Here is a 23,065-nt window from a genome sequence, read left to right as displayed (position 1 = left end):
TGGTCGGTGGCGGGGCGTGTGGTCATACTCGGACGGGTGTTCCTGACGATCAGTACGACCGGCACCCCCGACCGCCCCGCGACCGACCTCGGCTTCCTGCTGCACAAGCATCCCGAGAAGGCGCAGGCGTTCTCGACCGCGCACGGCACCGCGCACGTCCTCTACCCCGAGGCGACGGCGGAGCGGTGCACGGCGGCGCTCCTCCTCGAAGTCGACCCCGTGGCGCTCGTGCGCCGGGGCAAGGGGAAGGGGCGGGGCGGCGCGCCCGACTCCGCGCTGGCCCAGTACGTGAACGACCGGCCCTACGCGGCCTCCTCCCTGCTCGCCGTCGCCCTGGCCAAGGTCTTCAAGAGCGCCCTGCACGGCGCCTGCGCGGCCCTGCCCGAGCGGGCCGCGGCCCCGCTGCCGCTGCGGATCGAGATCCCGGCGCTCCCGGCGCGCGGCGGTGCCGGGCTCGTCTCGCGGCTCTTCGGGCCGCTGGGCTGGGCGTCGGTGACGGCGGAGCCGGTCGCGCTGGACCCCGAGTTCCCCGCGTGGGGCGAGTCCCGCTACGTGCGGCTCGTCCTGGAGGGCGAGCTGCGGCTCGCCGACGCGCTCAACCAGCTCTACGTCCTGCTGCCGGTCCTCGACGACGCCAAGCACTACTGGGTCGCCCCGGACGAGGTCGACAAGCTGCTGCGCGCCGGTGACGGCTGGCTCGCCGGCCACCCGGAGCGGCAGCTCATCACCAGCCGCTACCTGTCGCGCCGTTGGGGGCTGACCCGGGCGGCGACCGAGCGGCTTGAGCTGGTGCGGCTCGCGGAGGCGGACGGCCTGGCGGTGGAGGACGTCGACAACGCCGTCGACGAGACGAGCGACACCGAGGAGAGGCCCGTGCCGCTCGCCGAGCGCCGCCGCGAGGCGATCCTCGCCGCGCTGCGCGACGCCGAGGCCTCCCGGGTGCTCGATCTCGGCTGCGGCCAGGGCCAGTTGGTCCAGGCGCTGCTCAAGGACGCGCGGTTCACCGACATCGTCGGCGTGGACGTGTCGGCCCGTGCCCTGTCCCTCGCCGCCCGCAGGCTCCGCCTGGAGCGGATGGGCGAGCGGCAGGCTGGTCGGGTGACCCTGCTCCAGGGCTCCCTCACGTACACCGACAAGCGGCTCACCGGCTACGACGCGGCTGTCCTGAGCGAGGTCGTCGAGCACCTGGACCTGCCGAGGCTGCCCGCGCTCGAATACGCCGTGTTCGGCTCGGCCCGGCCCCGGACGGTGCTCGTGACGACGCCGAACGTGGAGTACAACGTGCGCTGGGAGACGCTGCCCGCCGGGCATGTGCGGCACGGCGACCACCGCTTCGAGTGGACCCGCGAGGAGTTCCGGCGGTGGGCGGCGGGCGTCGCCGACGCGTACGGCTACGAGGTCGGCTTCACCCCCGTCGGCCCGGACGACCCCGAGGTGGGCCCGCCGACCCAGATGGCCGTGTTCACCCGTACCGAAGACCCCACCCGTACCGACGAGGCCTCGAAGGAGGTCAGCGCATGACCCGTATGCTTCCCGTCGCCGACCTGTCCCTCGTCGTCCTGATCGGTGCCACCGGCTCCGGCAAGTCGACGTTCGCGCGGCGCCACTTCAAGCCGACCGAGATCATCTCCTCCGACTTCTGCCGGGGGCTCGTCGCGGACGACGAGAACGACCAGAGCGCCAGCAAGGACGCCTTCGACGTCCTGCACTACATCGCCGGCAAGCGGCTCGCGGCCGGGCGGCTGACCGTCGTCGACGCCACCAGCGTGCAGCGCGAGGCGCGGCGGCAGCTCGTGGAGCTGGCCCGCGCGCACGACGTGCTGCCCATCGCGATCGTCCTCGACCTGCCCGAGGGGGTGTGCGCCGAGCGGAACGCGGCCCGCCCCGACCGGGCCGGGCTGCCCCGGCACGTCATCCAGAGGCACCGCCGCGAGCTGCACCGTTCGCTGCGCGGTCTGGAGCGCGAGGGCTTCCGCAAGGTGCACGTGCTGCGCAGCGTGGAGGAGGTGGAGGGGGCCGAGGTCGTCCTGGAGAAGCGGTTCAACGACCTGCGCCACCTCAGCGGGCCCTTCGACATCATCGGCGACGTGCACGGCTGCCGCTCCGAGCTGGAGACGCTGCTCGGCGAGCTCGGCTACGTGGACGGGCACCACCCCGACGGGCGGACCGCCGTCTTCGTCGGCGACCTCGTCGACCGGGGCCCGGACAGCCCGGGCGTGCTGCGCCGGGTGATGGGCATGGTGGCCGCCGGGGACGCGCTGTGCGTGCCGGGCAACCACGAGAACAAGCTGGGGCGCTGGCTGCGCGGCCGGAAGGTGCAGCGGACGCACGGGCTCGCCGAGACGATCGAGCAGCTGGAGCGCGAGCCGGAGGAGTTCCGCGCCGAGGTGTCGGCGTTCATCGACGGGCTGGTCAGCCACTACGTCCTCGACGAGGGCCGGCTCGTGGTCTGCCACGCCGGTCTGCCGGAGAAGTACCACGGCCGCACCTCGGGCCGGGTCCGCTCGCACGCCCTGTACGGCGACACGACCGGCGAGACCGACGAGTTCGGGCTGCCGGTGCGTTACCCGTGGGCGGAGGAGTACCGGGGCCGGGCGACCGTCGTCTACGGGCACACGCCCGTGCCGAACACCTCGTGGATCAACAACACCATCTGCCTCGACACCGGCGCCGTCTTCGGTGGGCGGATGACCGCGCTGCGCTGGCCCGAGCGCGAGCTCGTCGACGTACCGGCCGAGCAGGTCTGGTACGAGCCGGCCCGGCCGCTCGCGACCGAGGTGCCCGGCGGCCACCAGGTGCGGCCGCTCGACCTGGCCGACGTGCACGGGCGCCGGACCGTCGAGACCCGGCAGATGGGCAACGTCGCGGTCCGCGAGGAGAACGCGGCCGCCGCGCTGGAGGTGATGAGCCGGTTCGCGGTCGATCCGCGGCTGCTCGCCTACCTGCCGCCGACGATGGCGCCGACCGCCACCTCCCGGGCGGAGGGCTACCTGGAGCACCCGGCCGAGGCGTTCGCGCAGTACGCGGCCGACGGGGTCGGGAAGGTCGTGTGCGAGGAGAAGCACATGGGCTCGCGGGCCGTCGCGCTGGTCTGCCGGGACGCCGAGGCGGCCCGGGAGCGGTTCGGCGTCGACGGGCCGACCGGCGCCCTGCACACCCGTACCGGACGCCCGTTCTTCGACGACCAGGAGACGACCGAAGTGGTCCTGGCGCGGCTGCGGGCGGCGATCGGCGCCGCCGGGCTCTGGGACGAGCTCGACACGGACTGGCTGCTGCTCGACGGCGAGCTGATGCCGTGGTCGCTGAAGTCGACGGGGCTGCTGCGCGCCCAGTACGCGGCGGTCGGCGCCGCGTCCCGGGCGGTCTTCCCCGGAGCGGTGGGGGCGCTCGAACAGGCGGTCGCGCGCGGGGTGTCCGGCCTCGACGGGCTGCTCGCCAAGCAGCGTGAGCGGGCCGCCGACGCGGCGGCCTTCACCGAGGCGTACCGGCGCTACTGCTGGCCGACCGAGGGCCTGGAGGGGGTGCGGTTCGCGCCCTTCCAGGTGCTCGCGGCCCGCGGGCGTTCGCTGGCCGGTGTCCCGCACGACGAGCAGCTGGCCTGGCTGGACCGGCTGGTGGAGCACGACCCGACCGGGCTGCTCCAGGTGACCCGGCGGCTCGTGGTCGACCCGGCCGACGAGGCGTCCGTGCGGGCCGGTGTCGACTGGTGGCTGGAACTGACCGGCGCGGGTGGCGAGGGCATGGTCGTCAAGCCGCTCGCCGCCCTGGTCCGGGGCGCCGACGGGCGGCTCGCCCAGCCGGGCGTGAAGGTGCGCGGCAGGGAGTACCTGCGGATCATCTACGGCCCCGAGTACACCCGCCCGGAGAACCTGGCGCGGCTGCGCGAGCGGTTCCTCGGCCACAAGCGCTCCCTCGCGCTGCGGGAGTACGCGCTCGGCCTGGAGGCCCTCGACCGGCTGGCGGCCGGGGAGCCGCTGTGGCGCGTGCACGAGGCCGTCTTCGCGGTCCTCGCCCTGGAGTCGGAGCCGGTCGACCCCCGGCTGTGACGGTGCCGCCCGCCTGGCTCATGCCGTACACCTGGCCGATGACATCTCCGTACATACGACCGGCACTCGGTCGTATGTGCGGAGGTCGCCGTGTCGTTCACCCAGTAGTGAGCGGGCCGTTCACGCGGGGGTGACTCCGCCGTTCACGCGGTCGTGACCTCGGTGGCCGCCGGATTTCGGGCCCGGCGTGGGTCGCTCGTGGGTGGGGGGTGGCAGGGGGCGCAAGGGTGTCGAAAACGGCGCTCCCTTGCGCCCCTCGTGTTCGCCCCCGCCCGCGTTGACGCGATTCTTGGCCACCCTCTAGCGTTCTTCACCCCACGGCGTGACACAGCGTCAGCAATGTGACTCTGGTTGTCCCTTGTTGTGGGGAACAAGCACGCGAGAGCGCAAGTCGTGCGGGGGTGTGAGCGAGCGTTGAGTCTTTTCGGCCAGGACCGCTCCTTCCTCCACGCGCTCCCCGCGTCCGACCGGCGCGACCTGCTCGCCGAAGGCGCCCCGCGCGGCTACGAGCCGGGCGAGATCATGATCAGGGAGCGGGACACCTCCGCGTACGTCCTCGCCCTGCTCTCCGGCTGGTCGGTCGTCTCCGTCGGCACCGAGCGCGGCGCCCGGCTCATCCTCGCGCTGCGCGGCGCCGGCGAGGTCGTCGGCGACCTCGCCGCCGTCGACCGGGGACCGCGCTCCGCCACCGTCACCGCGCTCGGCCGCGTCGAGGCCGTCGCCATCTCCGGCGACCGGTTCCGGCGCTTCCTCGCCGCCCGCCCGCACGCCACCTCGCTCATCATGCGGCAGCTCGCCACCCGGCTGCGCAGCGCCGACGTGGAGCGCCGCGCGCTCGCCTCCGAGACCGTCCTCCAGCGGCTCGCCGCCCGCCTCGTCGAGCTCGCCGAGCGGGCCGGCCGCCGGGCCGACGCGGGCACCGTCCTCGAACTCCCGCTGCCCCAGCATGATCTGGCGGCGGCCGTCGGCGCCACCCGGGAGGCCGTCGCCAAGGCGCTGCGGCTGCTGCGCGAACAAGGAGTCGTCCGGACCGCCCAGCGCACGGTCGTGGTCGTCGACATGCCCCTGCTCGTCCTCCTCGCGCAGGGGCGCGCACGCCCCGGCGCGGAATCGTCCGACAAACCACCCCCGGCTGTGTAAACGGCTACATCGCCCACGCGCGCCGGCCGCCAGGCTGGTCACGTCACCACCACTCACCACCGCGGAACCACCTCATGAGGAGTCCGAGTGAGCAGTACGGGAGCGAGCGCGGGAGCCATCCACCGGCTCGTCGTCTTCGGGGACGTCGTCGGCTCCGGACGCCTCGGCATGGACGAGAAGCGTCTGACCAGGACCGCCATGTACGAGGCCTTCGGCGAGGCGTACGCCTCCGTGGGCATCGAGCCCGGCACCGTCCATCAGGAGGACCGCGGCGACGGCATCCTCGCCGCGCTGCGTCCGGACGTCCCGCCGACCCTCATGGTCGGCCGCTGGATCGACACCCTCTACGAGAGCCTGCGCGAGCACAACACGGGCCGCCGCACGCCGCTGCGGATGCGGGTCGGCATGAACGCGGGGCTCGTCCTCGACGACGGGCGCGGTCTCGTCGGCCGGGCCGTGGACCTCGCCTGCCGACTCTGCGACAGCGCCCGCGCCAAGCAGATCATGACGGACGCGCCGGACGTCGATCTGCTGATCGTGGTCTCCGACTGGCTCTACCGCAACGTGGTCGTCGAGGGCGGGCGCTATGTGGAGCCCGAGCACTACCGGCGGGCCGCCGTGGTCTCCAAGGAGACCGACGAGGAGGCCTGGTTCCACGTGCCCCGGCGCCCGGAGCCGCCGGTGGGGCCGGTGGAGCCGGTGGGGCCCGGTGGTGACGCACAGACCGGCGGTGGGCCGTCGCGGGGGGACGGCTCACCGCCTCGAACGAGGCGTACGGGCGGGGGTGACCGCACCTACCAGGCCGGCCGGGACATCCAGGTCGTCGAGGGCGGCACCTTCCACGGCGGGTTCACCGGGATCCGCAACGAGAGCGACAAGAGCGACAAGAGCAACGAGAGCAACGTGAGCAGCGAGAGCAAGGGGGGCTCGGCGTGAGCGACGACGATCTCGACCACGGCGGTGCGGGAGCCGGCCCGGACTCCCCGGGCGGTCCCGCCGGCTCCGAAAGCGGCGGGGACAGGGGCGACAAGGGCGACCGGCGGGCTGAGAAGGGCGGCGACAGAGGGGCGGACAAGGCCGCCGACGCCCCCGACGGGCCGCCCCAGGCCAACGTCTTCGAGCACGCCGGGCGCGGCTACCTCGGCGGGGCCGGGACCGGTGGCGCGGGGACCGCGCGCGCGGCGCGGCGGACCCTCGTCCGGGAGACGGGAGACCGGCACACCACCATCGGCAGGGACGCCACGATCCACGAAGGGGACCTGTACAACCTCTGGTTCGGCGACCGCCCCCACTTCGTCCAGGGCGCCGTGCCCCGCGACACCCTAGACCACCTCGACGACGTGTACTGCGAGACCGCCGGCTACCAGCGCATGAAGGACCGGCTGCGCGGCAACCGCGTCCTCGTCCTGTGCGGGGAGCCGGGCAGCGGCCGCAAGGCCACCGCGCTCGCGCTGCTCTCCGAGGTCGCCAAGGGACAGGTCTTCCGGCTCGACCCCCGGCACGGCGTCGACGAGATCCGCGCCGAGAACCTCCAGCCGGACGGCGGACACCTCATCGAGCTCCTCGCCGAGGACGTCCGCACCGAGAGCGAGACCCGGCACTCCCGGGGCAAGGGCACCGACCCCGCCCCGCGACCCGCCGTACGCCTCTCCGAACTGCACCTCGACCGGCTCGCCGACCTGCTCGGCGGCGTCGACGGCTACGGCGTGCTGGTCGTCGGCAGCGGCGACCTCGCCGACCGGCTGCTGCGGGGACGGTACGGCATGTTCTGCGCCCCGCCGCCCGCCGACGAGGTGCTCCACCGGCACCTGCGGCTGCTGCTGCGCGGCGAGCCCGAGGAGGCGACGGCCGCCGCCCGGGCGCTCGCGGACCGCGAGGACGTGGTCGCCGCGCTCGGCCTGGAGGAGCTCCGCCCGCGCGAGGCCGCCCGGCTCGCCGACCACCTGGCCCGCCGCCAGCGCGACGAGCTGACCGACGAGCAACTCCTGGAGGACTGCGCCGCGTTCGTACGGGCGCAGGCGCGCGAGTGGTTCGCGGGCGCCGACCGGCCGGGCACCCTGCCCGAGGCGCTGCCCGTCCTCAACGCCACCGCGTTCCGGCTCGCCGTGGCCGTCTTCAACGGCTCCGCGTACAGCATCGCCGCCGAGGCGGCCGAGCTCCTCGCCTGGGAGCTCGCCGTCACCCTCGACCCCGAACGGCCCGCCGGACGGCGCCTGTTCGGCACCCACGCCGAACACCGCCCGGTCCTCGCCCGTGCCGTCCTGGAGGACACCGAGCTCGACCTCGGCCCGGCGAAGGTGCCCGCGCGAGCGGTGCGCTTCCAGGGCGCCGCGCTCGCCACCGCGGTCCTCGCCGAGGTCTGGCACGGCTACCACAACGTCCGCGGCCCAGTGGCCCGTTGGCTGCGCGCCCTGTGCGACGACCCCCGGCCCGAGGTGTGGGTCCGGGCCTCCATCGCCGCCGGTGTCCTCTGCTCCTGGGACTGGATCCACGGCTACGGCGAGCTCGTCGCCCCGCTCGCCGTACGGGAGGAGCCCGTCGCGCGGATGGCCGCCGCGACCGCGCTCGCCGAGGCCGCCCGCGACCCGCGCGTCCGGCCCGCCGTCGCGGCCACCGTCAAGGACTGGGCCGCCGACGACGACCCCGCGCTCCTGGACACCGCGCTGCTCACCCACGGCTACGTGCTGGCCGCCGGCGGCGTCCCCGGCTCGCTCGACGCCATCGCCCGGGTGGTCAGGTCCCACGAGTCCGACGACGTGGAGATCCTCGGCGCGGCCTCGTTCAGCGTCACGCGGCTGCTCGCCTCCGGCGACCCCGATCCGGTGCTGCGCCGGCTCGAACGCTGGCTCTCGGACGGGCGCCTGAACCTGTCCAACCTCGTGCACATCACCCTGATCGCGACCCTGACCACCCGGACGACCCACCTGTGGGGCCTGCGTGACGTGCCCGAGCTCGACGAGCACGCGAGCCGCCCTCTCCTGGTCGCCCTGCTCGCCACCCGGCCCGACCTCGGGCCCGCCCTCGGCGCCCTGCTGCGCCGGACCCTCGGCACCGCGCGCGCCGCCGAGGCCGCGCTCGACGGCCTCGGCGGGCTGCTGCGCCGCGCGGCCAGGGACGAGACCGCCCTCGGGCTCGTCTGTGGCCTGCTGCCGCTGCTCGCGGTCGAGCGCCGCGACCGGGACCGTCTCCGCGGCCTGCTCAACGAGCTGGTACGGGACCGGGACCGACCCCTGGACAAGAGCGCGGCGCGCCGCATGTGGGACGCCGTCGCGGAAGGAGCCAAGCGATGAGCGGTCCCGAGCAGGTCGGAGCCCAGGGCGCCCAGCGCCCCGGCGGGCAGCAGCAGGGCGCCTGGAACCAGGGCGCGCCGAACCAGGGAGCGCCGAACCAGGGCGCGCCCCACCAGCCCCACCAGCCCCACCAGCCCTACCCGCCCCGGCAGCGGGCCGGGGTGGGCGGCGGCAACGGGCCCGGGCGCGCGTCCGGCAAGGGCGCCAAGGGCCCGCTCGGACCGCTGATCCGCGAGATCGCGCCCCCGTACCGCCGCACCAGCGGTCTCATCGCCGCCGTCCTGCTCTACCGCAACGGCGGGCACCGGATCGTCTGGCCCGACCGGCACGAGGACAACGACAAGCCGCTGCTGCGCTCCCCGTACACCGTCTTCGAGGTGCAACTCGGGCAGAACGTCACGGAGTTCACCCTCAAGCTGCCGGCCGCCGGCGACGGGGCCTCGTTCAATGCCCGGGTCCGCGTCAAGTGGACGGTCGAGGACCCGTACCGGGTGGTCAAGGAACAGGTGTGGAACGTGGCGGAGCTGCTCCACGACGACCTGCTCGACGGACTGCGCTCGCTCTCCCGCCGCTTCCGGCTCACCGAGGCCCAGCGGGCCGACGAGGCCGTGCGCGACGAGCTGAGCACCGGGCGGCTCGTCCTCGGCCGGGAGATCGGGCTGCGCACGCAGGTGTACGTGTTCTTCGACCTGGACGAGCAGGTCCGCAAGGAGGTCGCCCGCGCCGACAAGGTCGAGGTGACCAGCCGTGCCGACGCCCGCGAGGCCGAGGCCGAGCTGCGCAAGGAGGAGTGGGAGCGCAAGCGGATCGCGGCCCGCGCCGAGGACCTGGAGGCGATGTTCCGGCGCGGCGACCTCGCCCAGATCGCCCACCACATGGCCAAGAACCCCGACCACGAGTGGGAGATCCGCAGCCAGCTCCAGCGGGAGAAGCGCGAGGGCCAGGCCGACCTCCTCGCCGTGTTCAACCGGCTCCTCGACTCCGGCGTGCTCGAACGCCACGAGGTCGACGAACAGGCGTACCAGATCCTCCAGCACCTGCGCAGCAGTACGGGCACGATCCTCGGCGGCGTCGCCGACCGGGTCCTCGAATCCACCCGCTCCTCCGACCGCCGGGCCCTGGAGCGGGCGGCCCCGGAGCCGTCCGCGCCCAACTGGGACGACGAGGAGACTCCGGACTCCCCGCCCGACCCGCGCGTCTACGAACCGACCCGCGTCCAGGCCTCGTTCGAGCGCGAGCCGGAGCGGGAGCGGGACGAGGAGCGGGGCCGGGACCGGGACCGGGGGGACCGCAAGCGCCTGGGCGACGAGGACGACGGCGGACCCACCGATCGGCCCGCCCCGCGTCCCCCCGCCCGCCCCAGCTCCGACTTCGACGACTGGGACGACGAATGACCACCGCGCCCGACGCCGGCCCCGTGGCCTCGCCGCCCCCGCTCTCCACCGAGCTGCGCGGGATGGCCGAACAGCTCCTGACCACCGTCCGCGAGGACATCGGCCGGGCCGACACCAAGGCCGCGATCCTGCTCTCCGGATCCCTCGCCTTCCTCGCGGTCGTCTTCTCGCGCGACAACGGCCCGGCGCCGACCGGTGTCTCCCTGGCCGTCCTGGTCACGGCCGGACTGCTGTGGACCGCGGGCGTCCTGATGCTGGTCTCCGTCGTCCTGCCGCGCACGCGGGTCGGCGCCGAGCGCACCCTGCTGCGCGAGCTCACGGCCGGCACCACCGCCGGCGCCCTGCGGACCAGGCTGGAGGGCTCCGCCACGGACGCCACCGGCTGGCTCCTCGAACAGGCGAGCGTCCACGGGGTGGTGCTCGCCGCCAAGTACCGATGGCTACGGCTCGGCGTCGCGTTCCTCGTGCTCGGCGCCCTCCTGGCCCTCCTCAGCGAACTGTGGTGAGTTGACCATGCAGTGGAGACACCCGAGGAGCGCCCTGCTCCTCGCCGGGGCGCTGCTCGCCCTGTCCGGCCCGTTCGGCGGCCCCGCCGCCGCGGTGCCGGTGGCGGGCGCGCCCCTGACGACGGCGTCCGAGGCGGCCGACGGGCCCGACCCGATCGACTTCGCCGTCGTCGTCGACCAGTCGGCGAGCCTCGCCGACAAGGACCTCGTGCGCGAGACGGAGGCCGCCGCGCTGCTCAGCCAGGGCGAGATATCCGAGCGGTCCCGCGCCGCCGTGATCGGCTTCGGCAGCTCGGAGAAGGCCGGGCAGGCGCCCGTACGCGACGTGTGCCCGCTGACCACCGTCGACCAGGCCGGCCGCCAGACCCTCAACGACTGCGTCCAGAACCTCTCCCGGCGCGACAAGGACCAGGTGGGCCCCGGCACCGACTTCCCCGCGGCGATCCGCCAGGCCGTCTCCCGGCTCACCGAGGGCGCCGCCGGGGGCGGTGCCGGGACCGGGGGGAAGCCCACGCCCAAGGTGGTCTTCCTGCTCACCGACGGGAAGCTGGACGTCGGCGACAGCCCCGAGTACGGCACCGACCGGGCCAGCCGCCAGGCCAACGGGGCCAAGCGGCTCGAAGAGGAGCTGGCCCGCGCCCGCGCCGCCGGTGTGCAGATCTGGCCGCTCGGCTTCGGCAGCGGCATCGACCGGGACGCGCTCACCGCGATGGCCGAGGGCGGCTACCGCGGCGCCTGCTCCGACGTCCCCGGCTCCACCCCCAAGGCGCGGGTGGCCGGCACCTCCGCCGAGATCGACACGGCGCTCCAGGAGACCTTCGCCGCCGCCCGCTGCGCCCGGGTCGCCAACGGCACCGTCGGCAAGCCGCCCGCCGACCTGTACGTCACCATCCCGCCCATCGCCACCGACGGCGCCCTCACCGTCAGCAAGCACGACCCGAAGGTACGCGTCACCTACTACGACCCGGCCGGCAGCAAGGTGCCCACGCACGGCGCGTTCGAGGACTCGACCTTCGAGGTCAGCGGCGAGGACGGGCCCGTCGAGGCGCTGCGCGTGAAGAACCCTATGCCCGGCCGCTGGCGTGTCCGCGTCGAGGCGCCCGAGGGCCACGGCGACCACGAGGTCGCCGTCCGGGCCATCTGGCAGGGCCGGCTGCGCTCCGTCCTCACCCTCGACCCGGCCTCGCCCAGGGCGGGCCAGCAGGCGGTGGTGGAGGTGCGGATGCAGACCCGGCGCGGGGTCGTCATCACCGACCCCCGGCAGCTGGAGGGGATCGGTGTCACGGTCGAGCTGACCGGCGACGGCTTCTCCCCGGTCAGCGCGCGCCTCGCCGACGACGGGCGGGCCCCGGACGGGCGGGCGGGGGACGTCCGGTTCACCGGCACCCTCCCCGTCCCGGCAGGCGCCGCGGGCAAGCTGAGGCTGGTCGCCCGGATGTCCGCGCCGGGCGTCACCTCCGACGAGCGCCCGCTGTACACGATGACGACCGTCGGCACGCCCGAGATCACCGCCGGACTCTCCGTGGACCGGGTCACCGTGCATCCGGGCGAGACGGTCCACGGCACCCTCTCCGTCACCAACAACGGCACCGGCCCCCACACCCTGCGCCTCGGCCTCACCGACACCTCCGGAACCGACGCCCAGAGCGGAGCCAAGGCGGGCGGTGGAGAGCTCGTGATCTCCCCGGCCACGGCCGTCGCCCCGCCCGGCGTCCGTACGAACGTGCCGTTCACCGTCACCGTCGGCGCGGGCACGCCGCTCGGCGCACTCGGCGGCCAGGTCGCCGTCGTCGACGCAGCCGACCCGGACCGGCCGCTCGACACCGCCTTCCTCGACGTACGGGTCACCCCGTGGCCCACCTGGTGGGAGACCTGGTGGCCGTACGTGGCCGGGGGCGCGGCCGCGCTCGCGGTCGTCGGGGCCTTCGTCGGCATCCGGCTCGCGGCCCGGCGCCGGCGCCGCGTCCTCGCCGGGACCCGGATCGAACTCCGCAGGGACGGAAGGACCCTGGACAGCCTCACCATCCGCGCCGGGCAGAGCGCGGGCGGCGAGTTCCTCTTCACCGTCGACGAGGTACGGGGCGCCGCGCCCACCCTGCGCCGGGCCCGCGGCGGCGCCGCCTCCCACCGGCTGCGCAGGAACGGCGCGGGCGAGCTGCTGCTGCGTCCGCACCGGGGCCGTGAGGAGCCGGTACGGGTGGGCGAACCGGTCGCCGTCGACGACTGCGAACTCGTCGTGCGGAGCACCCGGCCGCCCGACCGCACCCCGCGCGTCCGCCTCCCCGGCCTCCCGTGGGCCAGGAGCCGGCCCCGTACCCGTACGGAGGCGGGCACAGGGGCGGGCACAGGGGCGGGAACCGGCGCGGACGACCCGACCTGGCAGCCGGGACCCGCGCTCGACAGCGACGACGGCACCGGCACGAGAGGCACCTGGAACGTTGACTTCTGACCACGGCCCGGCGAGCGACGCCCCCTCGGGGTCCTTCAGGGAGACGCCATGAAGATCTATCAGCCCATGCTCTTCGTCGGTCTCGGCGGCACCGGCGGGCGCATCGGCAGCGAACTGGAACGCAGCCTGCGCCGCGAGCTGTGCGGACCCGACGGCACCGAACTCGTCGACGGGGGCAAGAGGTTGCCCTTCCAGCTGCCCGACTGCCTCCAGTTCGTGTACGCCGACTTCAGCGAGTCCGAGCTGCTGCGCCAGCCGCAGTTCCGCGCCAAGGGGGCCGAGGGCGCCGCGTACGCCCGGACCTCCCGCATGGTGCGCGACCTGCTGCCCACCGACTACGACTCCTCCCCTGAGGTCACCCGCATGCTGCGGGTCGCCCTCCACGAGGAGACCCGGAGCTGGCTGCCGCCGCAGGCCCGCCAGCCGCGCGTGGCGCCCCTGCACAACGGCGCGGGACAGCTCCCCACCGTCGGCAGGGCCGCCCTCTTCGCCACCATGCGCTCGGGCCTCGAACCCGTCCTGCGGCAGCTGCGCGAGGCCATCGGCGCCATCGGCAACTCGGCCGGCGACCTCCAGCGGGTCGGCGGCGGCCGGATCCGCGGCTGCGACGTGTTCGTCGCCTTCTCCGTCGCCGGCGGCACCGGCGCCGGGATCTTCTACGACTTCATCCATCTCATCGGGCACGAGTTCCGCAAGTCCAAGGTCCCCGGCGTCAAGATCTACCCGCTGGTCGTCATGCCCTCCGCCTTCCCGCCCGAGGCGGGCGGTGGACGCGAGGCCGAACTCAACTCCGCCCGCGCCCTGGTGGACATCTCCCGGCTGGTCGACGACCAGAACGTGCCCGACGCCCTCGACGAGGTCGGCGACGTCGAACAGCGCGGCCGGATCAGCGTCCACTACCCCGGCGACGGGGTGGTCGCCCTGCGCCCCTCCACCGTGCAGACCGCCTTCCTCTTCTCCAAGCCCGCCGTCATCGGCACCGAGGACCTGCGCCGCTCCATCACCGCCATGGTGATGTCCCTCGTCGGCACCGAACTCAGCGACGACAACGGCGGCTCCACGAGCCGCGCCGAGGACGACTACCAGTCCTTCGCCGCCAGCTTCATCAACAAGAGCGTCGAGCGCTCCACCCCGGCCCGCACCGGCATCGGCTACCGCGGCATGTCCACCAGCCTCGCCGCCTCCCTCACCGTGCCCGTCGACGACCTCGCCGAGATCGTCGCCGCCCGGCTGCTCGCCCAGGCGGTCCGCGGCCTCGGCGAGAGGGCCCGGCGCGGCGGCCGCGAGGACAAGCAGCTCGTCCAGGACATGTTCAACCGCTCCGGCGTCGGACGCCTGTGGAGCCGGGAGGCGCCCGATGTCCCCGCGCCCGAGCAGCTCCCCAAGGGCAGCCGGGCCATCACCCAGGCGCTGCGCGACCGGCTCGGCGACATGGAGGACTCGCTGCGCCGCCTGGAGGCCGAGCTCGCCCGCGAGGTGCCCCGGCTCACCGAGGACTTCAAACCCGGCACCGCCGCCCGCGAACTCCTCGGCGTCATCAGCCCGTTCCGCCTGGAGGCCGTCCTCAACGGACTGCCGGGCCACGCCGACCGGGTCGCCTCCGTCGGCTTCACCGGCATGCTCGACAACCGGCGCAACGACCCCGAACGGCCCCCGGACATCCAGACCTCGGCCCCCGTCATCCCGCACGTCAAGCGCAGCGCGGGCGGCCTCGTCCCGGCCCGCTGGAGCGACCCCGACGTGCAGGAGGCGCTCGCCCGGCAGGAGGCCTGGTACCAGTGGCGGGCCCGCACCCTGTGGCACCGGGCCTGGAAGGCCGGCGACTCCCAGTGGCGGCCCCCGCTGCTGCGGATCCTCGGCGAGCTCGGCGAGTTCGCCAAGGTGCTGCGCGCCCACGAGCAGGACGAGGGCAAGCAGTTCGCCGACCGCCGCCGCGAGCTCTACCGCGACGACCGCACCGGCATCTCCTACCTGCTGCCCCCGCAGAACAGCCTGCGCGCCTTCTACGACGACGTGCTCGACCGGCTCGTGCAGAGCGAGGGCCTGCCCGAGAACACCGACGCCGCCGGCCTGCTCGAACGGCTGGTCCGCCCCGAGGACTGGCGGCGCGCCCTCGACGCCGTGCGCCGCTCGCCCGGGGCCGCCGTCAAGGAGATCAAGCAGGTCGTCGAGCGGCGGGTCAAGAAGCTGTTCGGCGAGGCCAACGACGACCGCTTCGACCGGCCCCTGCTGCCGTCCATGGAGCTGCTGCTGCGGGCGGCGGCCGGCGACGAGTCCGCCGAGTCCCGGGTCGACACCCGCTGGCTCGGACAGTTCCGCTCCGCGCTCGCCGGACTGCTCCCGGTCGGCTTCACCCCGGACGGCGGCGGCCCGCTGAAGATCCTCATCGTGCACCCGGCGAGCGAGTCCGACGGCCGGGCCAGCGAGTACCTGCGCCAGGAGCTCAACCTGCCGCCGCGCGCCACCCAGGAGTACAGGGCCGTCGACACCGACTCCATCACCGTCGTCCTCTTCCGCAGCGGGATGAACCTCACGGACATCTCCGAGGTCCGGGGCGTCCTCACGCTCTGGGCCGAGGCGCGCGACTCGGCCGGCCAGGACGACTTCCTGCACTGGCGCCAGCGCCTCGGCTACCAGGACGACTGGCTCGTCTCCACCGAGGACGACCGGCAGCGGATCCTGCACCGCCTCCTGAACGCCATGTGGAACGGGCACATCCAGGTCGAGGGCCGCCCCGACTCGCCCGACCTGGTCCGCATCCGCCTCCAGGAGGGCGAGTCCGCGACCATGTCGCTGCGCCTTGAGGGCTTCGACGGCGCCCTGTCCAGCTGGGCGGGGCTGCTGCGCGCGTACGAGCGGTGGGCGCTGCTCGACGAGGGGCAGATCATCGAGGAGTTCTGCGAGCGGCTGATGCGCGCCCTGCCCAGGGGCCTCGCCCACACGCCGTCGGCGCCCGCCCCGCTCTTCACCCACTTCGTGGAGAAGGTCGCCCCCCGGCAGCTGGTGCTCCTCGACGAGCTGGCCGCCGAGTACGGGGACGAGGACGCCGAATGGCTGGCCCCGCTGCGGCACTTCTGGGAGGTGACCTACCCGGGCGCCCTGGACACGCGCTTCTCCGGCGCGGGCCGCGCCACCCGGCCCAGCCTGCGCGCCCTCTTCGAACGCCACGCGCCGGGGCGTACGGGGGAGCCCCCGTGGCCTGCGGAAGGGCGGACCGCCGGGTCCGCAGGGCCTCGGGCCGCCGCGTCCGCCGAGCCCCGGGCACCCCGTCCCGCCGGGCCGCCGGATCCGCGCGCGGCCGACCCCGCGCCGCCCGCGCCGCCCGCGCGGGAGGCGCGTCCCACCCCGGCGCACCGGCCCGAGCCCGAGGACGGCGGTTACCCCTGGGACCTGGACGGTGAGGAGGAGTGAGCGACCGCACCACCTTGGACCAGTCCGTCCCCGGCCACGCCGTCCTGCTCGACCTGCGGGCCGGCGGGTACGCCCCCGCGCACGCCGACGCCGACGGCGAGGCGGCCGTGCACCGGGCGCTGGCCGCCCCGCAGCCCGACGGCGAACGCCGGTTCCTCGTCGTCGACGACGCCGACCGGCTCGTCGCCCACCAGCTCCTCTACGAGCGGCTCTCCTCCTACGGGCCCGCCCAGATCGTCTGCCTGGCCGTCGGCGCGCCGGGGGAGCGGACCCTGCGCCGCTCACTCACCCTGCGGCCCCCCGCCGCCGGGGTGCTGTGGCTGCTCGACGACTTCCGGGGCCCCGACGCGGGCGCCCTGCGGCCGATCGTGGACGTGCTCGCCACACCTGAGGTGTTCGACGCCGTGCTCCGGGGCCTCGGCGGGATCGTGCACGGGGTCGCCGTACCCTCCGTACGCGTCCTGGAGCACGACCTGACCGACGAGGCCCGTGCGCGGGCCTGGCGGCAGGCGATCGAGGCGCTGACCGGGCCCGACGTCCCCACCCCCGCCTCCATCGGCCCCGTCCCCGGCGAACTGGCCCTGCTGCTCGACGAGTCCGTGCCGCGCTCGCTCGCCGGACACGCCTGGCTGCCCGCCCACGGCCGGGCCGGAGCCCAGCTGAGCGCCTGCGAGGACGCCCTCGACGAGGCGATCGAGGGCCATGAACGGGTACGCGGCCCCGCCGGGCTCCTCGGGGCCGCGGGCCGGGACGCCGACCTGCCCGGCGACATCGAACGCCTCGCCCAGGCCCTCGCCCGGTTCCGGAGCACCGTCGCCGAGACCTTCGCCCTCGCCGGCGGCAGCCGGCCGACCGTCGAGGAGCGCGGACTGCTGCGCGACCGGGGCGTCCAACTCCCCGACCTGCCCCGGGAGATCACCCGCACCGGGATCGTCCCCGCGCTGCGCGACCACACCCACGAGCTGATCGGCCGGCGCCTGCCGCTGCGTTCGGTCGCCGCCCGGCTCACCGCCCTCGCGGCCCGGACCGCCCCGGCGGGCAGCGCCGCGCGCCTCGCCCGCCTCGACGCGATCTGCGGGCCCGTGCAGCTGGACCGGCTGGCCGCGCGGCATCCCTTCCTCGCCGGCGGCCCGCGGCCCGCCGCCGCGGCCGTGACCGGTCTGCTCGCCGCCGTCGCGGGTCTGTGGGCGGGCGTCGGCTGGTTCCTCGGCCCCGCCGTCGGCCTGCTCGCCGCCTTCCTGGCCCACCGGATGCTGCGCCGCCGCCCCAACCGCTCGCCGGACGGGCGCCTGGACGGCGGCGGCAGCACCGGCACCGCGCCCCGGCTCCTCGGCGGCGTGGCCGGCGGGCTCGCCGGGGCGGGCGCGGGCTCCTGGCTCGCCCTGCCGCTCTGGGCGGGCGCGACCGGCTTCGCCCTGGCCACGACCGCGGTCGTGCTGCTCGCGCTGCGCGACTGGACCCGGGGCGTGGACGACTGGTGGGACCGGGCGGACCCGGAGGCGGCGGGCCGGATCCTCAAGGAGATCCAGGCCCTCGTCGTCACCACCGCCGTCCACGACTGGCTCTTCGCCGACGTACGCCACCACTGCTCGGACGGTGCCGGAGCGGTCGCCCGCCTCCTGAAGAGCCTCGCGGCGACGGCGCAGGCGCACGGCGGGCCGACGGAGCCGGACGACGCCCCGCCGTACGGCCACGGCCGGGACCCGTACGCCCGGGAGACCGCCACGACGGGGGCGGTGCCGGGGGCGCGAAGGGGCGAGCCGACGGGCTGGGACTGGGACGACTCGTCGGACGGTGACGGGTACGGGGGAGGGTACGGCGCCGATCCGGGCGGCTGGCCGGGTGGCGCCGGCTTCGGCGGCACCCCGCCCGACGGCGACGCCCCCCGCCCCTTCGGGGCCCCGGCCCCGGCCCCGTTCCCGCCCCCGGCCCCCGCCGCCCCGGCGGCCCCCGCCCCCGCCCCGAAGTGGCTGGAGCGCCGGTACGGGGACGGCGGGCCCGCGCTCGTGGACACCCTCGTCGGGGATCTCGTCGACGGGGTCGTGGGCCTGCTCGACACCTGCTGGGCCGGGATCGAGCGGGACCCGGGCAACGCCGGGCGGACCCCGCTCGACGGGCCCATGAGCGAGCTGCTCGACGAGACCAGGACCCGGCTGGAGCGGGACGCCGCCGCCTCCCCGCCGCCCGGCCGGGACCGGGGCGAGCGGCCCGACGCCGCACGGCTCACGGGCGTCGCACCGGACGCGGTGGCCCGCCTGATAGCCGCCGACGACGACCCCGCCCTCACCGTCCCGCTGTGCGGGCCCGAGCACCTGCGGCTGCTCTCCCACGAGCCGGGCGCGGTGCGCCGGGTGCGGTTCGTGCCCGAGACCATGCGGCGTGGGGCGACCGGCGACGACATCTGGCGCGGCGCCGTCGAGGACGTGGTGTGGACGGGCTCCGGCCGGCACGCGGGCGTCCTGCGGCTCGTACCCCTGCGCGCGGACGTGGTGCGCACCGTGAGGGAAGAGGAGGGCGGAGCGCCATGACCGAGGCGGGATCCGCACCGGGGCAAGGGCCCCTGGAGGAGCTGGAGTTCGTCACCCACCGGCAGGAGTCGATCCGGGTGGCCGTACGCCTCGGCGAGGAGCGGCGGGCGCCGGGCCGGCCCCGGCTGACGATGCGGCGGCTCTTCATGGGCGACGGCTGGCCGGTCGTCCAGTTCCGGCTGCCGCGTTCCGCGCAGGGCGACCCCCGCGCGTACGCCCTGCTCGTGCGCGAGGTGGAGGCCTCGGTGGCCGTCGAACGGCGGTACGAAGGAGAGAAGTTCGCCGATCTCTTCACCCGGATCGTCGGTTTCGACCTGGAGTGCGCCGAACCCTTCGTGCTCTACCACGCCTCGCCCGGCAGCACCCTCTTCGAGTGCCAGGAACGGCTCGGCGGCGAGGAGAAGCAGAAGATCGTCGGCCAGCTCGCCCTCGCCGTACGCGTGCTCGGCGACGCCGGGCTCGTCCACCGCGCCCTCACACCCGAGACCGTACGGTGGACCGGCGCCCACATCCGGCTGAGCGAGCCGTACGCGGCGCAGCGCGCGGGCGAGCCCCGCGAGCCCTTCGGCACGGCCCCCTGGGCCTCGCCCGAACAGCGCGCGGGCCGTGGCGCGGCCGACACCCGGGACGACCTGTGGTCGCTCGCCCGGATCGCGTACTTCCTGATCTCCGAGCAACCGGGAGCGCCCGGGATCGGCGACCGGGCCGACGGGCCGCCCGCCGACCTCGGCGCGTACCGCCGGCTCACCGCACTGGCGGAGAGCGGCCTGTTCGCCCCGGTGGCCGCCGCCCGGCCGTCCCCCGCCGAACTGCTGCGGCTGCTCAGCCTGCGCGACCCGCTCGCCGACTTCGTCGACACCGCCGACCCGCTCGACCGGGGCCGGGAACGGTACGACGCCGAACTCGCGCGCAAACAGGCCACCTTGAAGGAGGCGCGGGAAGAGGAGGAGCGGCGACGGAACAGCGCGCGCGGCGAGCCGTACCCGCCGCGCAGCCGCTGGTTCCCGAGAGGCAACCGCGAGGGCGACCGGCCCCCCGCCCCGCCCCCGCCCACCGAACCGCCGCCGCCACCCACGCGGATGTGCCCGTACTGCCTGCTGCCCGTCCAGTACGACGAGAGCCGCCTCGTCACCATCGACGACAAGGGCAACCGCACCCCGCTGGACCTCAGCGGCGAACACCGCCCCGCCCACCGCAAGGACGCGCTGCGCACCGCCTACCACCTGTGCCCGCACGCCGAAGGCGACGAGGCGCACGAACTGCCCGTCGCCTACTTCCTCAACGGTGAGCCGCTGTCCATCGCCTTCGTCGGCAGCTCCGCCGTCGGCAAGACCCATCTGATGGCCTCCATGATCGGCGAGGTCGAGCTCGGCGGCCTTGAGCCGTACGGCCTGAAGGTGCAGCCTCTCGACCCCGACACGCACCGCTCCTATCTGCGCGGGGTCCAGAACCTCCAGCAGGGACGGCAGTTGGGCCGCACCGGACAGCAGGACTTCCCCCAGTTCGCCGACGGACTCCTCGTCACCGTCCCCGGCCGCATCCCGCGCCCCGTCATCTTCTTCGACCTCGCGGGCGAGGACCTGGCCCAGGACGGGGCGGTGACCCGCTTCCTGCTGGGCGTCGACGCCTTCGTCTTCGTCGTCGACCCGCTGCGGGCGCTGCGCATGCCCGGTCTCGACCCCGTACGCGAGCGGTACGGGCTGCCGCTGCGCGACCTCGGCGACGAGACGTTCACCACCGTCCTCAACCGGCTCGACCGGCCCCACGGGTTCATCCCCGCGCCCGCCGCCGTCGCGGTCAACAAGAGCGACCTGATGCGCTTCGAGCCGGTCGTCGACCGCTGGCTGGGCCGGGCGCTGCCCGAGCGGTATGACGAGCAGCTGACCGGCGCCGAGAGCCGGGACGCGTACGCGTTCCTCGACTACCACGCCAGCCCCGCCTGGCTCCGGCCCTTCGACGACCACGCCCACTGCACCCTGCACTTCGTCACCGCCACCGGGGGCCAGGCGCGCGGCGACCGCTTCCCGCACGGGGCCCGGCCGCAGCGGGTCCTGTCGCCGCTGCTGTCCGTCTTCGCCGCGTGCGGGCTGCTTCGAGGGAGAGGCTGATGGCGCGAAACCCCGACGACTTCGACCAGATCGTCTTCCGCTGGGACAGCGAGAACGTCTCCGGCACGACCGGATTCGGGCCCGTCGCCTGGTCGGGCGCGCGGGAGGACGCGGAGGGTCTTTTCCGTGGTGCCGGCACGGTGCTGCGGGCCAGTGGGGACGAGACGCGCCCCGCGCTGGTCCGGCTCCAGCGCCGGGGCGGCGACACGGTGCTGATCCGCCGCCTCCCGTGGACCGACCCCGGCGGCGGAGCGTCCACGATCTGCCATGCCCTCGTCGGCTCGCCCGAGGCGCTGGGGGCGGCCACCTGCCTGGGGCTGCACGCCTGGACCTGGGCGGGCGCCGACCTGCCGCTCGCCGAGGTGCGGGGCGAGCTGCCGAGGGTACGGGAGGAGACGCTGCTCCCGGCGGTCGGCGAGGGACAGTTCGCGCTCGACGGGCGGATACCGGACGTCGCCGAGGAACTCGTCGGCGTGGCAGCCGAGTTGCTGCGGCATCCGGGTGACCGCTTCACCTTCCTCGACGAGCGGGGCGACACGGCGCTGCCGGTGCTGTGGGGGCTGCACACCATGTTCGGCACCGTCCACCGGGGCTGGACCTTCGCCACCCATGACACGGCCGAACTCCGTGGGCTCCGCTTCGTGTTCGTCGGCCGCTGGGCGGGCGCCGCCGCCCGCAACACCGACCGCCACCGCGCGGACCCCCGCGAGCGGGTGGGGGACCCGGCGGAGGCGGTGGCGGCCCGGCTGGTCGAGCACCACCTGCGGGGCCTGGCGGAGGCCGACAGCCGCGAGTTCGCGGTGGGCGCAGCCCTCGACCACGTCCAGGCCCGCCGCCCCGACACCCCCCTCCTGTCCGTGGCCCAGGCAGCCGCCGACCAACTCGACCGCCACTTCCCGCTCCGGGCGGCGCCCCGGCGCGCGACGGACGGGGGTTTGGGCACGGGCAGGGAGGCGGCGCGCGGGGCCGAGGCGGCTCGGCACGTCGAGCCGCCCCGTACCCCCGACGTGCCCCCGGCGACCCCCGGTCGCGAGGCCGGGCCCGGCCTGGACCCCGACCGCCGCGCCGAAGCCCAGCCGCCCTGGTACACCCCGTACACGCCGTACATCCCACAGACCCCGACACCCCCGACACCCCCGACACTCCCGACGACGCCGACACCCCCCACACCCCCGACACCCGCCACGACCCCGACACCCGCCACGACCCCGACACCCGCCACGACCCCCACGCCCGCCACGACCCCCACGCCCGCCACGACCCCCACGCCCGCCACGACCCCCACGCCCGCCACGACCCCCACCCCCTCCACACCCCGTACGCCCCCACCAACACCCCAGCCCCCCCACCCGTCCCCCACCCCCGCCGACCCCGCCGCCTCCCCCTGGGCCGGGCCCGCCAAGCACGGGCGGAGGTTGCGGCGGCGGCGCGGGCCGGTGCCGAAGGAGGGTGGGCTCGGGGGGCGGCTGGAAGGGGCGGAGAACGTCGGGGAGGAGCGGGTCGCCGCGCGGGAGGCGTCGGACGCGGATCTGCTCGCTGTGCTCCGCGACCGAGGCCTGCCGCACCGCCTCACCACCGTCCTCGTCCAGGAGACCGTCCACCGGATGCCCACCTGGAACCGGCGGCTCCGTCAGGAGCTGCGCGATCTGGTCCTGGCCGAGGAGTACTTCGTCTTCCGCAGGCACCCCGCCGACCACGTCGAGCCCGCCCAGCGCGCCGCCGACGCGGCCGCCCTGCACCGCTGGGCCGTGCGCCCGGTCCTCGCCGGCGGGCGGGGCGGCGCAGGCGGCCGGAACGCCGAGGCCGCGGTCGCCGAGCTCGCGGATCTGCTGGCCCGTTTCCGTACCAGCCCGCACCCGGCGGCCAGGACCGCGTTCCTCAAGATCGTGCGGGACGAGCGGTCGGGCCTGCCGGAGTCGGTCCTGCGCAGCCTGGTCCTCGGCGCCCACCGACCCGCCGGGCGCGACCGCCCGCCCGCCCCGGACCGGCCACCCTCGGCGGCGCCGCCGGGCTCCCGCACACCGGACCCGCCCAGGTCGGCGCCGCCCACCCCCCACGGGCACACCCCCGCGAGCCCCGTTCCCGACCCGTCCAGGGACGGCTGGGTCGCGGTCTCCGTGCTCGTCGCGGTGCTCGTCCTGCTCATCAGCGTCATCTCCGCGTGGTTCCTGACGCGCTGAGTACCACGCGCGA

12 protein-coding genes are annotated in these 23,065 nt (G+C 75.3%); all 12 read left to right on the top strand.

The genetic code is table 11. The features are described from left to right. Window positions 1–36: 36 nt before the first annotated feature. The 12 genes from ABTZ54_RS12955 to ABTZ54_RS12900 all read left to right on the top strand — a co-directional run bounded on the left by ABTZ54_RS12955 (window position 37) and on the right by ABTZ54_RS12900 (window position 23,052). The gene (locus ABTZ54_RS12955) at window positions 37–1,521 is read left to right on the top strand and encodes a 3' terminal RNA ribose 2'-O-methyltransferase Hen1 (protein WP_351661124.1); all 1,485 of its coding nucleotides are present in this window, start codon (window positions 37–39) and stop codon (window positions 1,519–1,521) included. Further along, window positions 1,518–4,046 (top strand): polynucleotide kinase-phosphatase, encoded by a 2,529-nt coding sequence (locus tag ABTZ54_RS12950; protein ID WP_351661121.1) that lies wholly within the window; start codon window positions 1,518–1,520, stop codon window positions 4,044–4,046. Before ABTZ54_RS12955 ends, ABTZ54_RS12950 begins: the two co-directional genes overlap by 4 nt. 414 nt (window positions 4,047–4,460) lie before the next feature. Next, entirely contained in the window at window positions 4,461–5,186 is a 726-nt protein-coding gene (locus tag ABTZ54_RS12945) for a Crp/Fnr family transcriptional regulator (RefSeq protein ID WP_351661118.1), read from the top strand. Between the two features lie 87 nt (window positions 5,187–5,273). Next, entirely contained in the window at window positions 5,274–6,122 is an 849-nt protein-coding gene (locus ABTZ54_RS12940; protein WP_351661115.1) for a nucleotidyl cyclase domain-containing protein, read from the top strand. Then, window positions 6,119–8,476 carry a hypothetical protein gene (locus ABTZ54_RS12935; RefSeq protein WP_351661112.1) on the top strand — a complete coding sequence of 786 codons (2,358 nt, stop codon included), beginning with the start codon at window positions 6,119–6,121 and terminating at the stop codon, window positions 8,474–8,476. Before ABTZ54_RS12940 ends, ABTZ54_RS12935 begins: the two co-directional genes overlap by 4 nt. After that, entirely contained in the window at window positions 8,473–9,870 is a 1,398-nt protein-coding gene (locus ABTZ54_RS12930) for a hypothetical protein (protein ID WP_351661109.1), read from the top strand. The genes ABTZ54_RS12935 and ABTZ54_RS12930 overlap by 4 nt, the downstream gene beginning before the upstream one ends. After that, window positions 9,867–10,376 (top strand): Pycsar system effector family protein, encoded by a 510-nt coding sequence (locus ABTZ54_RS12925; protein WP_351661106.1) that lies wholly within the window; start codon window positions 9,867–9,869, stop codon window positions 10,374–10,376. Before ABTZ54_RS12930 ends, ABTZ54_RS12925 begins: the two co-directional genes overlap by 4 nt. A gap of 7 nt (window positions 10,377–10,383) precedes the next feature. Further along, the gene (locus ABTZ54_RS12920; RefSeq protein WP_351661103.1) at window positions 10,384–12,825 is read left to right on the top strand and encodes a VWA domain-containing protein; all 2,442 of its coding nucleotides are present in this window, start codon (window positions 10,384–10,386) and stop codon (window positions 12,823–12,825) included. A 48-nt stretch (window positions 12,826–12,873) separates the two neighbouring features. After that, on the top strand, window positions 12,874–16,236 hold the full coding sequence (locus tag ABTZ54_RS12915; RefSeq protein ID WP_351661101.1) for a tubulin-like doman-containing protein: 3,363 nt from the start codon (window positions 12,874–12,876) through the stop codon (window positions 16,234–16,236). After that, window positions 16,233–18,764, top strand: coding sequence for a hypothetical protein (locus ABTZ54_RS12910; RefSeq protein WP_351661098.1), 2,532 nt, complete (start codon window positions 16,233–16,235; stop codon window positions 18,762–18,764). Before ABTZ54_RS12915 ends, ABTZ54_RS12910 begins: the two co-directional genes overlap by 4 nt. Then, window positions 18,761–20,872, top strand: coding sequence for a hypothetical protein (locus ABTZ54_RS12905; protein ID WP_351661096.1), 2,112 nt, complete (start codon window positions 18,761–18,763; stop codon window positions 20,870–20,872). Before ABTZ54_RS12910 ends, ABTZ54_RS12905 begins: the two co-directional genes overlap by 4 nt. Continuing rightward, a complete protein-coding gene (locus ABTZ54_RS12900; protein ID WP_351661093.1) occupies window positions 20,872–23,052 on the top strand; it encodes a hypothetical protein in 2,181 nt (726 codons plus the stop codon). Before ABTZ54_RS12905 ends, ABTZ54_RS12900 begins: the two co-directional genes overlap by 1 nt. Window positions 23,053–23,065: the final 13 nt, after the last annotated feature.

Origin of the sequence: Streptomyces sp. NPDC094032, from assembly GCF_040303965.1 — a bacterium.
GTDB lineage: Bacteria > Actinomycetota > Actinomycetes > Streptomycetales > Streptomycetaceae > Streptomyces.
This window is presented reverse-complemented; position numbering and strand designations above follow the sequence as displayed.

Bases quoted from the DNA above. Each gene is read 5' to 3' on its own strand.
- ABTZ54_RS12950 (WP_351661121.1), top strand. From the start codon at position 1,518: ATGACCCGTATGCTTCCCGTCGCCGACCTGTCCCTCGTCGTCCTGATC.
- ABTZ54_RS12930 (WP_351661109.1), top strand. From the start codon at position 8,473: ATGAGCGGTCCCGAGCAGGTCGGAGCCCAGGGCGCCCAGCGCCCCGGC.
- ABTZ54_RS12925 (WP_351661106.1), top strand. From the start codon at position 9,867: ATGACCACCGCGCCCGACGCCGGCCCCGTGGCCTCGCCGCCCCCGCTC.
- ABTZ54_RS12920 (WP_351661103.1), top strand. From the start codon at position 10,384: ATGCAGTGGAGACACCCGAGGAGCGCCCTGCTCCTCGCCGGGGCGCTG.
- ABTZ54_RS12915 (WP_351661101.1), top strand. From the start codon at position 12,874: ATGAAGATCTATCAGCCCATGCTCTTCGTCGGTCTCGGCGGCACCGGC.
- ABTZ54_RS12905 (WP_351661096.1), top strand. From the start codon at position 18,761: ATGACCGAGGCGGGATCCGCACCGGGGCAAGGGCCCCTGGAGGAGCTG.
- ABTZ54_RS12900 (WP_351661093.1), top strand. From the start codon at position 20,872: ATGGCGCGAAACCCCGACGACTTCGACCAGATCGTCTTCCGCTGGGAC.